Source organism: Streptomyces sp. NEAU-W12 (genome assembly GCF_026242095.1).
In the GTDB taxonomy this organism is placed as follows: domain Bacteria; phylum Actinomycetota; class Actinomycetes; order Streptomycetales; family Streptomycetaceae; genus Streptomyces.
In genome coordinates, this window is record NZ_JAPJDM010000010.1 from 186,651 (window position 1) to 201,377 (window position 14,727).

Annotated in this window: 12 protein-coding genes and 1 pseudogene; 10 read left to right on the plus strand and 3 right to left on the minus strand. The window is 73.4% G+C overall.

Going from position 1 to position 14,727, the window contains the following annotated elements:
- Positions 1–7 precede the first annotated feature (7 nt).
- Positions 8–166, minus strand: a pseudogene (locus ORI94_RS14930) (toxin-antitoxin system HicB family antitoxin); the annotation flags it as partial.
- A gap of 197 nt (positions 167–363) precedes the next feature.
- On the opposite strand from ORI94_RS14930, the gene ORI94_RS14935 reads away from it, so the two are divergent.
- The 7 genes from ORI94_RS14935 (at position 364) to mug (ending at position 9,515) form a co-directional block, all read left to right on the plus strand.
- Positions 364–1,275: an ABC transporter ATP-binding protein gene (locus ORI94_RS14935; protein WP_266075382.1), complete on the plus strand. Its 912-nt coding sequence runs from the start codon at positions 364–366 to the stop codon at positions 1,273–1,275.
- 4 nt (positions 1,276–1,279) lie between these two features.
- Entirely contained in the window at positions 1,280–3,847 is a 2,568-nt protein-coding gene (locus ORI94_RS14940) for an ABC transporter permease (RefSeq protein WP_266075384.1), read from the plus strand.
- A gap of 303 nt (positions 3,848–4,150) precedes the next feature.
- On the plus strand, positions 4,151–5,575 hold the full coding sequence (locus ORI94_RS14945; RefSeq protein ID WP_266075386.1) for a hemolysin family protein: 1,425 nt from the start codon (positions 4,151–4,153) through the stop codon (positions 5,573–5,575).
- The gene (locus ORI94_RS14950; protein WP_266075388.1) at positions 5,572–6,585 is read left to right on the plus strand and encodes a hemolysin family protein; all 1,014 of its coding nucleotides are present in this window, start codon (positions 5,572–5,574) and stop codon (positions 6,583–6,585) included. Before ORI94_RS14945 ends, ORI94_RS14950 begins: the two co-directional genes overlap by 4 nt.
- Before the next feature lie 79 nt (positions 6,586–6,664).
- Positions 6,665–7,441 (plus strand): SGNH/GDSL hydrolase family protein, encoded by a 777-nt coding sequence (locus ORI94_RS14955; protein ID WP_266075390.1) that lies wholly within the window; start codon positions 6,665–6,667, stop codon positions 7,439–7,441.
- A gap of 89 nt (positions 7,442–7,530) precedes the next feature.
- Positions 7,531–8,973, plus strand: coding sequence for an adenylosuccinate lyase (purB, locus tag ORI94_RS14960; RefSeq protein WP_266075392.1), 1,443 nt, complete (start codon positions 7,531–7,533; stop codon positions 8,971–8,973).
- Between the two features lie 44 nt (positions 8,974–9,017).
- The gene (mug, locus tag ORI94_RS14965; protein WP_266075557.1) at positions 9,018–9,515 is read left to right on the plus strand and encodes a G/U mismatch-specific DNA glycosylase; all 498 of its coding nucleotides are present in this window, start codon (positions 9,018–9,020) and stop codon (positions 9,513–9,515) included.
- Positions 9,516–9,604: 89 nt separating this feature from the next.
- On the opposite strand, the gene ORI94_RS14970 is transcribed toward mug, so the two are convergent.
- Together ORI94_RS14970 and ORI94_RS14975 are read right to left on the minus strand one after the other, a co-directional pair.
- Complete coding sequence (locus ORI94_RS14970; RefSeq protein ID WP_266075394.1) at positions 9,605–10,330, minus strand: ABC transporter permease subunit; 726 nt, start codon at positions 10,328–10,330, stop codon at positions 9,605–9,607.
- A gap of 2 nt (positions 10,331–10,332) precedes the next feature.
- Positions 10,333–11,253 (minus strand): ABC transporter ATP-binding protein, encoded by a 921-nt coding sequence (locus tag ORI94_RS14975; RefSeq protein ID WP_266075396.1) that lies wholly within the window; start codon positions 11,251–11,253, stop codon positions 10,333–10,335.
- Positions 11,254–11,361: 108 nt separating this feature from the next.
- On the opposite strand from ORI94_RS14975, the gene ORI94_RS14980 reads away from it, so the two are divergent.
- The 3 genes from ORI94_RS14980 (at position 11,362) to ORI94_RS14990 (ending at position 14,605) form a co-directional block, all read left to right on the plus strand.
- Entirely contained in the window at positions 11,362–12,570 is a 1,209-nt protein-coding gene (locus ORI94_RS14980; RefSeq protein WP_266075398.1) for a sensor histidine kinase, read from the plus strand.
- A gap of 36 nt (positions 12,571–12,606) precedes the next feature.
- Complete coding sequence (locus tag ORI94_RS14985) at positions 12,607–13,269, plus strand: response regulator transcription factor (RefSeq protein ID WP_266075400.1); 663 nt, start codon at positions 12,607–12,609, stop codon at positions 13,267–13,269.
- Positions 13,270–13,447: 178 nt separating this feature from the next.
- The gene (locus tag ORI94_RS14990; RefSeq protein WP_266075402.1) at positions 13,448–14,605 is read left to right on the plus strand and encodes an ROK family transcriptional regulator; all 1,158 of its coding nucleotides are present in this window, start codon (positions 13,448–13,450) and stop codon (positions 14,603–14,605) included.
- Positions 14,606–14,727: the final 122 nt, after the last annotated feature.

Genomic DNA, 14,727 nt, shown 5'->3' on the forward strand with positions numbered 1-14,727 from the left:
AGGGACCAGCGGCGGCCTCCACGAAGGTGTGGCCGACCTCACCGGCGTCCTGCCGGGCCAGTTCCTCGGGGGGGCGGTTGACGCGCGTCCCGCGGGCCGGGGCGCGTTCCCTCGCCGCTCGGGCGGCGCCCTCGTCCACGCGTACGTCCTGCTGGTTCCTCGCCACGCCTTGAAGCCGGCGCGCCGGGACCTGCACCTGCACCTGCACCTGCACGGGGCGACGGAGACGGCAAAGATGCCTCTTACGTCGGAATGACACGGTTCTGCACCTACGGGGGATATCCGGTGTGGGCGCCATCACACTACCCTCGGGCTCGACCACCACGACCGGCACGGCCCGGTGTCCACACGGAGGAGGCGGTCTTGTCGACACCCGCTGCGGAACACGCCCCCGGCCTCGCGTCGGCCGACCCGGTCGCGGCCCGCGCCCGCGGCCTGACGAAGGCGTACGGATCCGGCGAGACGACCGTGCTCGCCCTGGACGCGGTGGACGTGGACATCGTGCGCGGCCGGTTCACGGCGGTGATGGGCCCGTCGGGGTCGGGGAAGTCGACGCTGATGCACTGCCTGGCCGGGCTCGACACCGTCTCGGCCGGACAGGTGTGGCTCGGCGACACCGAGATCACGGGGCTGAAGGACCGTGAGCTGACACGTCTGCGCCGGGACCGGATCGGGTTCATGTTCCAGTCGTTCAACCTCATCCCGACGCTGAGCGCGCTGGAGAACATCACGCTCCCCATGGACATCGCGGGCCAGAAGCCCGACGGGAAGTGGCTGGACCAGGTCATCGACACGCTGGGCCTGCGGGACCGGCTGCGGCACCGGCCGGCTCAGCTGTCCGGCGGCCAGCAGCAGCGCGTGGCCTGTGCGCGGGCGCTGGCCTCCCGGCCCGAGCTGATCTTCGCGGACGAACCGACCGGCAACCTCGATTCGCGTGCCGGACTGGAGGTGCTCGGGTTTCTGCGCGAGGCCGTGGACCGGCTGGACCAGACCGTCGTGATGGTCACCCACGACCCGGGTGCCGCCACCCACTCCGACCTGGTGCTGTTCCTGGCCGACGGGCGGATCGTCGACGAGATGGAGCGGCCCACGGCGCGGGCGGTGCTCGACCGCATGAAGCGGTTCGACGTCATCCGCGCCCAGGCCGGCGGCGACGGCGGCGGACCGGTACCGGGCGGCACCCCCGGCACCGCGCCCGTGGCCGGCTCCGCCGCCGGGGGTGCCGTACCCGCCGAGCCGGTCCCCGGCAAGGACGGCAAGGACGGCAAGGACTGAGACCTTGCTGAAGGCGACGCTCAGGAGCTTCCTCGCGCACAAGGGACGGCTGCTGCTGTCCGCGCTGGCTGTCGTCCTGTCCGTGGCGTTCGTCGCGGGCAGCCTGATCTTCTCGGACACCGTCTCCCGTACCTTCGACCGGCTCTTCGCCTCCGCCGCCGCCGACGTGACGGTGTCACCCCCGGACGACCTGGACCCGGCCGTGCCCACGGGCGAGGTCCGGACCGTGCCCGCCTCCCTCGCCGAACGGCTGGCCGGGCTCGACGGGGTCGAGTCCGCCCGCCCCGACGTCGAGGCCGGGAACATCGCGGTCGTCGACAGTGACAACGAGCCGGTGGGCCCGACGACCGGCGCGCCCACCCGCGCGGTGGACTGGTACGCCCACGAACGCAGCGTCGTGGAGCTGACCTCGGGCCGCCCCCCTCGCGGTGCCGGGGAGGCCGTACTGGACGCAAACACGGCCGACGCCAAGGACGTGGCGATCGGTGACACCCTGTCGGTGCAGGCGCAACCGGGCACCTTCCGCGTCGAGATCGTCGGGATCGCCACCTTCACCACCACGAACCCGGGCACAGCCCTCCTCTTCCTCGAGCCCGAGGTCGCCGCCGCCGCACTGCTGGGCTCCGCGGACCGGGCCACGAGCATCGCGGTCGAGGCGGCGCCGGGTGTGAGCGACGAGGAACTCGGGCGCCGGGTCACCGAGGCGCTCGGTGCCGGCGCCTACCAGGTGGAGACGGCCGACGAACAGGCCACGACGGCCGCCGAGGAACTGGGCGGGTTCCTCGACGTGATCAAGTACGTGATGCTCGGCTTCGCCGGGGTCGCGGTACTCGTCGGCACATTCCTGATCGTCAACACCTTCTCGATGCTGATCGCGCAGCGTACCCGCGAGCTCGGGCTGCTGCGGGCACTCGGCGCCGACCGGCGTCAGGTGCGCCGCTCGGTGCTCACCGAGGCGGTGCTGCTCGGCCTGGTCGGCTCGACGCTGGGCCTCGCGGCCGGCATCGGACTCGCCTACGGGCTGATCCGGCTGATGAGCGTCTTCGGCATGAACCTGAAGACCACGGAGATGGTCATCGGGTGGGGCACACCCGTCACGGCGTACGGGGTCGGGGTCGGGGTCACCTTCGTGGCCGCGTACCTGCCGGCCCGCCGCGCGGCGGCCGTGTCTCCCATGGCCGCCCTCGCCGATGCCGAGATCGCCGGGGTGGGACGGCCGCTGCGGACCCGCGCGGTGGTGGGTTCCGTGGTCGGGGCGCTCGGCGCGGCCGCCCTCGTGGGCTGCGCCGTCTCCACCGAAACGGGGCCGGCGGCGTCCCTGCTGGGGTTCGGGGTCGTCCTCACCCTGATCGCGACGGTCGTCGCCGGTCCGTTGCTGGTGCGGCCGGTGATCCGGGTGCTGGGCGGGGCCTTCCCCGCCCTGTACGGGCCGGTGGGCCTGATGAGCCAGCGCAACGCCCTGCGCAATCCCCGCCGTACGGGTGCCACCGCCGCCGCGCTGATGGTGGGGCTCGCCCTGGTCGGCGGCATGTCGGTGGCCGGCGCCTCCATGTCCCGCTCCTTCGACGAGCAGATCGACAGGACGCTGGGCGCGGACTTCGTCATCCAGAACGCCAACTTCCTGCCCTTTTCCCAGGAGGTCACCGACCGGGTGCGGGACACGGAGGGCGTGGGCCTCGTCGTACGGCAGCGGTTCGCACCGGTGGCGGTGCGGCTGCCGGACGGGGAGCGGATCGAGACGACCGCCGCCGGGTACGACGACCGGGTCGACGACGTCGCCCGGGTCGTGTACACCAGCGGCGACACGGCGGCTGCCCTGGCAGACGGCGGCATCGCCATGGACGCCGGTTTCGCCGCGGACCACGGCGTCCGGACGGGCAGTGTGGTCCCGGTCGAGTTCCCGGGCGGGCAGCGCACCGGGCTGACCGTGAGCGCCCTCACCGACATGGAGAGCGGCGAGGGCTTCGGCATGCGGGGCGGGCTGTTCCTCGGCATCGCGACGGTCGAGAAGTACGTGCCCGGCGGGCAGGACTCCACGCTGTACGTGAACGCCGCCGACGGCACGAGCGCGGAGGAGCTGCGCGACCGGCTGGAGACGACGCTCGAGCCGTACCCGCAGCTCCAGGCACGTGACCAGGCCGACTACAAGGAACTCGTGCACGACCAGATCGCGGTCCTGCTCCACCTCGTCTACGCCCTCCTGGGGCTGGCGATCATCATCGCGGTGCTCGGCGTGGTCAACACCCTGGCGCTGTCGGTGGTGGAGCGCACCCGGGAGATCGGGCTGCTGCGGGCCATCGGACTGGGCCGCCGGCAGCTGCGGCGGATGATCCGGCTGGAGTCGGTGGTGATCGCCGTGTTCGGCGCGGTGCTGGGTCTCGCGCTGGGGCTGGTGTGGGGCGTCTGCACACAGCAGGTGCTGGCGCTGCAGGGCATGACCGCGCTCGCGATTCCCTGGGGGACCATCGTGGCCGTCGTCATCGGCGCGGCGGTGGTCGGCATCGCGGCGGCACTGCTGCCGGCCCTGCGCGCATCGCGGATGAACGTCCTGGAGGCGATCGCGCACGAGTGACCCGCGCGTGGGGCGCCGCCGGGTACGCGCCCGGGGAACACCGGCGTCGCTGGGTCGAGCCGCTCCCGGACAACGCCCCGGACGGCAGGTTCCGAGCGTGCCTGCGGGCGGTGGACGAGCTCGCAGGCGATCTTGGGCGGTCCTTTACTCTGGGTGGGTCACTCGGTCCTCCATGAAAGGTTGTGTGCGTCCGCCCATGGGCGAGCCTCCCAGTAGAAAGCGGCATCGAAGTACCCGACGTCGCAGCGCATCGCATCGTGCACTCGTTCGCTTCCCGTCCGGCCGCGGGACGGAGGTGACCCGATGACCGAGCTGCTCCTTCTTCTGGTGGCGATCCTGCTCTCCCTCGCGTGCGGCGCGTTCGTCGCGGCCGAGTTCTCCCTCACCACGGTCGAGCGGTCCGACCTCGAGCGGGCCGTGGAGCGCGGCGACCGGGGCGCCGCAGGTGCCCTCAAAGCCGTACGGAACCTGACCTTCCAGCTCTCCGGGGCGCAGCTCGGCATCACGGTCACCAATCTGGTGGTCGGCATGCTCGCCGAGCCGTCGATCGCCGCGCTGATCTCCGGCCCCCTGGAGGCCGCCGGCATCTCCGCGTCGGTGGCGGGCTCCCTGGCACTGGTGCTCGGCACGGCTCTGTCGACCGTCTTCCTGATGGTGGTCGGCGAACTGGTGCCCAAGAACTGGGCGATCTCGTCGCCGCTCGCCGTCGCCAAGAACGTGGGCAACACGCAGCGCTGGTTCAGTGCCGCTTTCCGCCCCTTCATCACGCACCTGAACAACGCGGCGAACCGCATCGTGCGCCGCTTCGGTGTGGAGCCCGCGGAGGAACTGGCCTCCGCGCGCGGCCCCCAGGAGCTGGCGGCCCTGGCCCGGCACTCCGCCAAGGAGGGCGCCCTGGAGGCCGACACCGCGGAGCTGTTCGTCCGCACCCTGAACCTCGCCGATCTCACCGCGGAGAACGTGATGACCCCGCGCGTCCAGGTCGTCGCGCTGGAGGTCCAGGCGACCTGCGAGGACGTGGCGAACGCGACCCGGGCGACGGGGTTGTCCCGGTTCCCGGTGTACCGCGGCACCTTCGACTCGGTGGTCGGCACCGCGCACGTCAAGGACGTACTGGCGGTGCCCGCCGAGCGCCGGGCCCGGGTCCCCGTGTCGGAGATGATGCGCGAGCCGCTCCTGGTCCCGGAATCGCTCACCGTGGACCGGCTGCTGGACCGGCTCTCCGGCCGGCGCACCATGGCCGTGGTGATCGACGAGTACGGCGGTACGGCGGGCGTGGCCACGCTGGAGGACATCGTCGAGGAGGTCGTCGGCGAGGTCCGCGACGAGCACGACCCGCACGAGACCCCCGACCTGGCCCGGACGGGTTCGGACGAGGGCGGGCACGACCTGTTCTCGGCCGACGGTTCCGCGCGCGTGGACCAGCTGGCGCGGGTCGGCCTGCGCGCGCCGGACGGGCCGTACGAGACCCTGGCCGGGCTCGTGGCCACCGAGCTGGGCCGGATCCCCGCCGTCGGCGACACCCTGGAGGTCGTCGGCTGGCGGATGGAAGTGCTGGACGCGACCGGCCGTCGCGCGGCACGCGTACTGCTGCACGCGCCGCTCCCCGACCCGCGCCCCCAGGACGCGGGGGACGAGCGGTCCGGTACCGGGTCGGCCGCCGAGCCGGACGGCCGGACGGCCGGCAGGGGACACGGCACGACGCGTGAGAAGGGGGTCCGGCGATGATCGCCGTACAGCTGCTGATCGGTCTGGCGACGCTGGTCGTCAACGCCTTCTTCGTGGGTGCCGAGTTCGCTCTGATCTCGGTGCGCCGCAGCCAGATCGAGCCGTACGCCGACCAGGGCGACCGGCGCGCCAAGAACGTGCTGTGGGGCCTCGAGCACGTCTCCGCCCTGATGGCGGCCGCGCAGCTCGGCATCACGCTGTGCACCCTGGTCCTCGGTGTGGTCGCGGAGCCGGCCATCGCGCACCTGCTGGAACCGGCGTTCCACGCGATGGGCGTGCCGGACGGCGCGGGGCACGCGGTGTCCTTCGTGGTCGCCCTGTCGCTCGCGACGTATCTGCACATGCTGCTGGGCGAGATGGTGCCGAAGAACATCGCGCTCGCGGAGCCCGTGCGCAGTGCGCTGATGCTCGGTCCGCCGCTGGTGGCACTGTCCCGGGCGCTGCGCCCGGTGATCTTCACGATCAACGCCTTCGCCAACGCGCTGCTGCGGCTGCTGCGGGTCGAGGTGCGCGACGAGGTCGTGGCGACCTTCTCCGACGCGGAACTGGCGCAGATGGTGAAGGACTCCGGCGAGGCGGGTCTGATCGACGACCGTGCGCAGGAGCGTCTGAACGACGTGCTGGAGCTCGGCCGCCGGCCGGTGCGGGATGTGGTGCTGCCGCTGGAGAGCGTGGTCTACGCGCGCGTGGGCGTCACCCCCGAAGGGCTGGAGGCGCTCTCGGCCGAGTCCGGGTACTCCCGCTTCCCGGTGGTGGACGAGGGCCGGCGGATCGTCGGCTACCTGCACGTGAAGGACGCTCTCGACGCCTCGCCGCGTGACATGCCGTTCCTGCTGCGGGACATGCGTTCCATCGCGCGGGTGCGGGAGAGCACGCCGATGGACGACGTTCTCACCGCGATGCGCGGCAGCCGTACGCATCTGGCGGCCGTGCTCGGGTCGGACGGACGGCTGGCGGGCCTGGTGACGATGGAGGACGTCCTGCAGAAGCTGTTCGGCCAGCGGGTCTGAGCGGGGCCCGGGCGGCCCCCGAGCGGGGAGGGAGCCGACCGACCGACTGGTATGTGCACGGGATATCATCTCTGTCGCCATGCGGACGAACCCCACTCACACCAGCCTGGTCGCGGTCGGCGACTCCTTCACCGAGGGCATGTCGGACCTGCTGCCCGACGGCACGTACCGGGGGTGGGCCGACATCCTCGCGGCGCGGATGGCGGCCGTCGCGCCCGGCTTCCGGTACGCCAACCTCGCGGTGCGCGGCAAGCTGATCCGGCAGATCGTCGACGAGCAGGTGGACGCCGCCGCGGCCATGCGGGCCGACGTGGTCACCCTGGTCGGCGGACTGAACGACACGCTGCGGCCCAAGTGCGACATGGTCGTGGTGCGGGATCTGCTGACCGAGGCGGTGGAGCGGCTGGCCCCGCACTGCAAGCAGCTGGTGCTGATGCGCAGCCCGGCCCGCCAGGGCCCCGTGCAGGAGCGGTTCCGGCCGCGCATGGAGGCGCTGTTCACCTGTGTCGACGAGCTGGCCGAGCGGCACGGCGCGCTGGTCGTCGACCTGTACGGGGCGCCCGCTCTCGGCGATCAGCGGCTGTGGGACGTGGACCGGTTGCACCTGACCGCCGACGGTCACCGCAGGGTCGCCGAGGCGGTGTGGCAGACGCTGGGCTACCCGGCCGGGGACCCCGAGTGGCGGCTGCCCCCGCCGGCCTCGCTGCCGCCGGGCTGGACGGCGCGGCGGGTCGCGGACGCCCGGTTCGCGCGGCAGCACCTGCTGCCGTGGATCGGCCGCCGTCTCACCGGCCGTTCCTCGGGCGACGGCCTCCCGCCGAAGCGCCCCGAGCTGCTGCCGTACGACCTGCGGTGACGGCGGGTCGGCGCCGCCTTGCCCTCGTAGTTTCCTCCGGATCACCCCGCGGCGCCGACCTGCACGAATCACCAGTAAACTCCGTACACGTGACTGCTGCGCCCGCCAAGCCCCGTATCCCGAACGTCCTCGCCGGACGCTACGCCTCCGCCGAGCTCGCCACGCTCTGGTCGCCCGAGCAGAAGGTGAGGCTGGAGCGGCAGCTCTGGCTTGCCGTGCTGCGGGCGCAGAAGGACCTCGGCGTCGAGGTGCCGGACGCGGCGATCGCCGACTACGAGCGAGTCCTCGACCAGGTCGACCTGGCCTCCGTCGCGGAGCGCGAGAAGGTCACCCGGCACGATGTGAAGGCGCGGATCGAGGAGTTCAACGACCTCGCCGGGCATGAGCACGTGCACAAGGGGATGACCTCCCGCGACCTCACCGAGAACGTGGAGCAGCTGCAGGTCCGGCTGTCGCTGGAGCTGATGCGCGACCGTACGGTGGCGGTGCTGGCCCGGCTCGGCAGGCTGGCCGGCGAGTACGGCGAGCTGGTCATGGCCGGCCGCTCGCACAATGTGGCGGCCCAGGCCACCACGCTCGGCAAGCGCTTCGCCACCGCCGCCGACGAGTTGCTGGTCGCCCACGGCCGGCTGGAGGAGCTGCTGGGCCGCTATCCGCTGAGGGGCATCAAGGGCCCGGTCGGTACGGCGCAGGACATGCTGGACCTGCTGGGCGGCGACGCGGACCGGCTCGCGGAGCTGGAGCGGCGGATCGCCGGGCACCTGGGCTTCGCCGAGGCGTTCACCTCGGTCGGTCAGGTCTACCCGCGGTCGCTGGACTACGAGGTGGTGACCGCGCTGGTGCAGCTGGCGGCGGCACCCTCGTCGCTGGCGAGGACGGTCCGGCTGATGGCCGGGCACGAGCTGGTCACCGAGGGCTTCAAGCCGGGTCAGGTCGGCTCGTCGGCGATGCCGCACAAGATGAACACCCGTTCCTGCGAGCGTGTCAACGGCCTGATGGTGATCCTGCGCGGCTACGCCTCGATGACCGGTGAGCTGGCGGGCGACCAGTGGAACGAGGGCGACGTGTCCTGCTCGGTGGTGCGCCGGGTGGCGCTTCCCGACGCGTTCTTCGCGCTCGACGGGCTGCTGGAGACGTTCCTGACGGTGCTCGACGAGTTCGGCGCGTTCCCGGCGGTCGTCGCCCGGGAACTGGACCGCTACCTGCCGTTCCTGGCCACCACCAAGGTGCTGATGGGCGCGGTGCGCGCGGGTGTCGGCCGTGAGGTCGCGCACGAGGCGATCAAGGAGAACGCCGTCGCCACGGCCCTCGCGATGCGGGAGCAGGGCGCCGAGCGCAACGACCTGCTCGACAAGCTCGCGGCCGACGAGCGGATCCCGCTCGACCGGCCCGCCCTGGAGGCGCTGATGGCGGACAGGCTGTCCTTCACGGGCGCCGCGAGCGCCCAGGTCACCGCGGTCGTGGGCCGTATCGACGAGATCGTCAAGCGGCATCCGGAAGCCGCCGGCTACATCCCCGGGGCGATCCTCTGACGCGCTTCACCCCGGAGGAGTTGCAGGCCGCCCGCGACCGGTTGGTGCCGGACGTGGCCGCGGACGGCCTGCACGTGCTGTTCTGCGGCATCAACCCGGGTCTGATGACGGCCGCGACGGGCCACCACTTCGCCCGCCCCGGCAACCGCTTCTGGCCGGCGCTGCACCGCTCCGGCTTCACGCCGAGGCTGCTGGTGCCGTCCGAGCAGGAGGAGCTGCTGTCGTACGGGCTCGGCATCACCAATGTCGTGGCCCGGGCGAGTGCGCGGGCCGACGAGCTGAGCGCCGAGGAGTACCGGGAGGGCGGGCGGCTGCTCGCCCTGAAGGTGGACCGGCTCCGTCCGCGGTGGCTGGCCGTTCTGGGGGTCACCGCGTACCGGGTCGCGTTCGACGACCGCGGGGCGAAGGTGGGGCCGCAGGCCCGGACGATCGGCGACACGCGTGTGTGGGTCCTGCCCAACCCGAGCGGGCTGAACGCGCACTGGACGCCGGCAGCCCTGGCCGAGGAGTTCGCGCGGCTGCGAGAGGCCGCGCGGGGGTAGGCGCCGGGGGGGCCCCCCCCCCCGGGGGGGGGCGGGGGGGGCGGGGGGGGGGGCGGCCCCCCGGGGGGGGGGGGCGGCCCGGCTTCGGGTCAGGCGTCCCTGCGGCGCAGGCTCCACGCTCCCGCCAGCAGTGCGGCGGCCGTCCACAGGGCGGTCACCGCAAGACCCGCCCAGGGGCCCGGCGTTCCCTCGTGCGTCTGCTGGAGGATCACCTGTCCGGCCCGGTCGGGCAGGAAGTCGGTGGCGGTGCCGGCCGCGTCCCCGATCACGAACGACACGATCAGGATGAACGGGATCAGCACGGACAACGTCGCCACGCCGCTGCGCAGCAGGGTGGCCAGTCCGGCCGCGAGCAGGGCCATCAGTGTGAGGTAGATGCCGCAGCCCACGACCGCACGCGCCTGCTCGCCCGCGGTGAGCCCGTCCGCCGCGGAACCCATCGTCGCCCTCGCGGCGAAGAGGGAGGCCAGGGCCGTCAGCAGACCGACGGCGAGCGCCGGCAGGGCGATGGCGGTCACCTTGGCCGCGAACCAGTGTCCGCGCTGCGGGACCGCCGACAGCGACAGCCGCAGCGCGCCGCCGCGGAACTCCGCCGACACCGCCATCGCGCCGAAGGAGATCGCGGCGATCTGCCCCAGGTGGACCCCGAACTGGGTCGTGAACAGCGGGTCGAACTCCGGTTCCGACGCGCTCGAGGCACCGCCGAGCGCGGAGAACGCGGTGCCCGTCACGAACAGCACCCCCAGCGCGCCCAGCAGCGGGCGGAGGGTGCGGATCTTCAGCCACTCGGCGTGGAGCACGGGTGCGAACTGCATGGTCAGGCCTCCCGGGGCGGTGCGGCGAACTCGGTCTCGGCTGCTGTGAGGTCCAGGTAGGCCTGTTCCAGCGTGCCCTCGTCCGCGGTGAGTTCGAGGATCGGTACGCCCGCGGCGGAGGCGAGGCGCCCGATGTCGTCCACGCGCGCGTGCGGCACGGTCCAGTGCCCGTCCCGCTGCCCGACCACCTCGTGACCGTGCGGGGTGAGCGCGCTCTTCAGGGCGACGGGGTCCGAGGTGCGGATACGGACGGCCGGTCGCACGCGGGCCTCGATGAACGCGCGCATCGGGGTGTCCGCCAGCAGCCGGCCCCGGCCGAGGACGACGAGGTGGTCGGCGAAGGACGCGGTCTCGTTCATCAGATGGCTGGAGACCAGCACGGTGCGCCCCTCGTCGGCGAGCCGGCGCAGCAACTGCCGTACCCACACGATCCCTTCCGGGTCGAGCCCGTTGGAGGGCTCGTCGAGCATCACCACCTCCGGGTCGCCGAGCAGGGCGGCGGCGATGCCCAGCCGCTGGCGCATGCCCAGGGAGTACGTCCGTGTCCTGCGCGTGGCCGCCGGGGCCAGACCGGTCTCCGCCAGCACCTCGTCGACCCGGCGGTCCGGGATGCGGTTGCTCGCGGCCAGGACCCGCAGGTGGTCACGGCCGGTGCGGGAGTCGTGCGCGGCCTGCGCGTCCAGCAGGGCGCCGACGCGGCGCAGCGGTTCGCGCAGCGTGGCATAGGCACGGCCGCCGAGGGTGGCGGTGCCGGCCGTCGGGCGGTCGAGGCCGAGCACCAGCCGCATGGTGGTGGACTTTCCGGCGCCGTTGGGGCCGAGGAAGCCGGTGACGCGGCCGGGCAGGACCCGGAAGGTGAGGTGGTCGACGGCTCGCCGGGTGCCGTACTCCTTGGTCAGGTCGTGGATGTCGATGCTGGTCATGCGCACCAGCGTGGCCGCGGCCCGGGGACCGGCGCCTCCCCCGGGCGGGGGGACCGTCTCCCCCTCGCGGGGGAGGTCCGTCGCCGGTGGCGGTGCCACGATGTCCCCATGGTCCGCATGCTGCGCCCGTTCACCCGGGCGGTGACGTACACACGGTGGCTGCATCTGTTCATCGCCGCCGTGTGGCCCACCGTGTGGTCCTTCGTCGACAGTTCCCGCATGTACGTCGCCGTGGTGCTCCTCGCACTCGCCGGGCTGGTCCCCGCGATGCGGACGGGAGAGGGGATCCAGGCCTCCGTGCTGCTCCTCGGCCGCCGTCCCGGCGTGGAGGACCCCCTGCACACGGGAGATCCGGGGAAGGAGGAGGGTGCGGGCCGCAGGGAGATCGTCACGACTCCGGCCACCGGCTGGGCGGACCGCGGACGGACCGTCGTGTGGCTCCAGTGCCGCCTGGCCATCGGCTGCGTGGTCTCCTTCCTCAGCGTGCATCTCCCCCTGCTCGCCACGGATCTGGCGGCGACGGCCCGCGGCGGCACACCGGACCCCTCGACGTTCGTCCGGGTTCCCGGACAGCACTGGTGGCACGCGCTGCTGGTTCCCCTGCCGGTGCTCCTGCTCGCCGGGCTGGTCGTCGGGGCGGGCGGGCTCATCACCGTGCTCGCCCTGAGGCTCCTCGGCCCCTCCCCCGCCGAGCGTCTGGCCGCGCTGGAGACCCGTACCGAGCAGCTCCTCGAGCGCACCCGTATCGCGCGCGAACTGCACGACACCATCGGCCACGCCCTGACCGTCGCCGTGGTGCAGGCCGGTGCCGCGCGGGCGGCGGGCGACCCCGCCTTCACCGACCGGGCCCTGGAGGCCATCGAGGAGACCGGCCGGACCGCCCTGGAGGACCTGGACCGGGTCCTCGGCATCCTGCGCGAGCCGGCGAGGCCCGTGAGCAGCCGACCGACGCTGGTGGACGCCGACCGGCTGCTGGAGTCCGCCCGCTCCTCCGGCGTGAAGGTGGACGCCGAGGTGGCCGGCCCCCTGGACACCGTGCCGGGCCCGGTCTCGCGCGAGGGGTACCGCATCCTCCAGGAGTCGCTGACCAACGTGCTGCGGCACGCGGGGCAGGTCCCGGTGCGGGTGGGGGTGCGGGTCGCCGACGGCACCCTGCTGCTGGAGATCCGCAATCCACTCGCCGGGAAGGCACCGGGCCCCGGACGCGGCAGCGGCCTGCGCGGTGTCCGCGAGCGCGCCGCGCTGCTGGGCGGCCGGGCGCGGACCGGTCCGCACGGGGGTGACTGGCGGGTCCGGGTCGAACTGCCGCTGGGCTGAGGCGGGGTGTGCCGCACCGGGCCGTAGGCTGGCCGGATGCCGGTCACCGTTCTCCTGGTCGACGACGAACCCCTCGTACGCGCGGGCCTGCGGGCCGTGCTGGAGGCACAACCCGACATCGAGGTCGTCGGGGAGGCGGCCGACGGGGCGGCGGTGGTTCCGCTGGTGCGGCAGTTGCGGCCGGACGTGGTCGCCATGGACGTCCGCATGCCGCTGATGGACGGCATCGAGGCCACCCGTACCGTGCTGCGGACGGTCGCGGACCCGCCGAAGATCATTGTGGTGACGACGTTCGAGCAGGACGAGTACGTGTACGAGGCACTGCGCGCGGGCGCCGACGGATTCCTGCTGAAGCGGGCGCGGCCCGCCGAGATCGTGCACGCGGTGCGGCTGGTCGCCGAGGGCGAGTCGCTGCTGTTTCCGGCGTCGGTCCGGCAGTTGGCCGCCCAGTACGGTGAGAGCGGCGGCAACCACGCGGTGCGGGCCGTGCTGGAGCGGGCGCGGCTGACCGAGCGGGAGGCGGAGGTGTTGCGGCTGATGGCGCGGGGCCTGTCGAACGCGGAGATCGCCGGCCGGCTGGTGGTGGGGGCGGAGACGGTGAAGTCGCATGTGAGCGCCGTGCTGGCGAAGCTCGGGGCGCGTGACCGCACGCAGGCGGTGATCACGGCGTACGAGTCGGGGTTCGTGGCACCCGGGTGAGGCGGGTGCGGCGGAGCCGAGCCGTGTGAGACGGGGCGTGTGGGGCGGGTCGTGTGAACGGTCGGGCGGGTCGCGGCAGTCCGGTCGTGGGCCGGAGGTGGTCGTGCCCGGTGGTCGCCGGGACCCGCCGTGCCGAGTACGATCCGCCCCACACGCGCACGAGCGGGGAGGACGGACGGTGAGTCGGCTGACCGGCGGGGATCCCTCGCTGCTGCGGAGGATCAACTCCGCGGTGGTGCTGCACGCGCTGCGTGCCACGGACTGCGCGACGCTGACCGAGGTCACCAGGGTGACGGGGCTGTCGCGGCCCACCGTCGAGGGCGTGGTCGAGGGGCTGATCGAGGCGGGCCTCGTCGTGGAGAAGGCGGCTGAGGAGGGTGCGGCGCGGCGCCAGGGGCGGCCGGCCAGGAGGTTCCGGTTCCGGGCGGAGGCCGGGCATCTGCTGGGCCTGGAGATCGGACCGCACCGGGTGGCGGCGCTGCTGGCCGACCTGGACGGCCGGGTGGTCGGAGCCCAGGCCAAGGACGTCGGGGAGACCGCCGGTGCCGACGAGCGGCTGGAACGGCTGCGCGCCGCCGTCGCAGAGCTGCTGCGCCGGGCCGGCGTGCCCCGCGACTCGCTGCGGGCCGTGGGCGTGGGGACGCCCGGGATCGTCGAGGCGGACGGCACCGTACGGCTGGGCACGGCACTGCCCGGGTGGACGGGGCTGGATCTGGGCGAGCAGCTGAGCCGGTCCTTCGAGTGTCCGGTGCTGGTCGAGAACGACGCCAACGCGGCGGTCGTGGCCGAGCACTGGAAGGGCGTCGCGACCGGGACCGACGACGTGGTGTTCGTGCTGGCCGGACTGAGTCCGGGCGCCGGCTCACTGATCGGGGGGCGGCTGCACCGGGGGTACGGCGGGGCGGCCGGTGAGATCGGCGCGCTGCATCTGCTGGGCCGCGAGGCGACCCCCGAGAAGCTGCTCTCCACCACGGACGAGCCGCTGCATCCGCTCGACGAGCGGGCGGTGGCCGAGGTCTTCGCCCAGGCGCGCGAGGGCGACAAACGGGCTCTCGCGGCCGTGGAGCGCTTCATTCGGCGGCTGGTCCACGACGTGGCGGCGCTGGTGCTGGCCCTGGACCCGGAACTCGTCGTGATCGGCGGCTGGGCGGCCGGGCTGGACGGCGTGCTGGAGCCGTTGCGGCGCGAGCTGGCCCGCTACTGCCTGCGTCCGCCGCGGGTCGCCCTGTCCCGCCTCGGGGAGGCGGCGGTGGCGACGGGTGCGGTACGGCTCGCCCTGGACCATGTGGAGCAGCAACTCTTCGCGGTGGAGGGCACGGTGACGGCCCGCCGGTAGGCGGCGCACCGCCCGCGTGGCACCACGCGTCCCAGGCATGCCCGGCGCCGCCGGTCTGTTTCCCCGGCCCTCAGCGCCCACCTCGCCGACACCCCATGTGCCGCTCGGTCGGCGGCCGGCGC

Excerpts from the sequence above, each read along its gene's own strand:
- ORI94_RS14955 (WP_266075390.1), top strand. The coding sequence starts at position 6,665 with ATGCGGACGAACCCCACTCACACCAGCCTGGTCGCGGTCGGCGACTCC.
- ORI94_RS14945 (WP_266075386.1), top strand. The coding sequence starts at position 4,151 with ATGACCGAGCTGCTCCTTCTTCTGGTGGCGATCCTGCTCTCCCTCGCG.
- ORI94_RS14975 (WP_266075396.1), bottom strand. The coding sequence starts at position 11,253 with ATGACCAGCATCGACATCCACGACCTGACCAAGGAGTACGGCACCCGG.
- ORI94_RS14970 (WP_266075394.1), bottom strand. The coding sequence starts at position 10,330 with ATGCAGTTCGCACCCGTGCTCCACGCCGAGTGGCTGAAGATCCGCACC.
- ORI94_RS14985 (WP_266075400.1), top strand. The coding sequence starts at position 12,607 with ATGCCGGTCACCGTTCTCCTGGTCGACGACGAACCCCTCGTACGCGCG.
- ORI94_RS14950 (WP_266075388.1), top strand. The coding sequence starts at position 5,572 with ATGATCGCCGTACAGCTGCTGATCGGTCTGGCGACGCTGGTCGTCAAC.
- ORI94_RS14980 (WP_266075398.1), top strand. The coding sequence starts at position 11,362 with ATGGTCCGCATGCTGCGCCCGTTCACCCGGGCGGTGACGTACACACGG.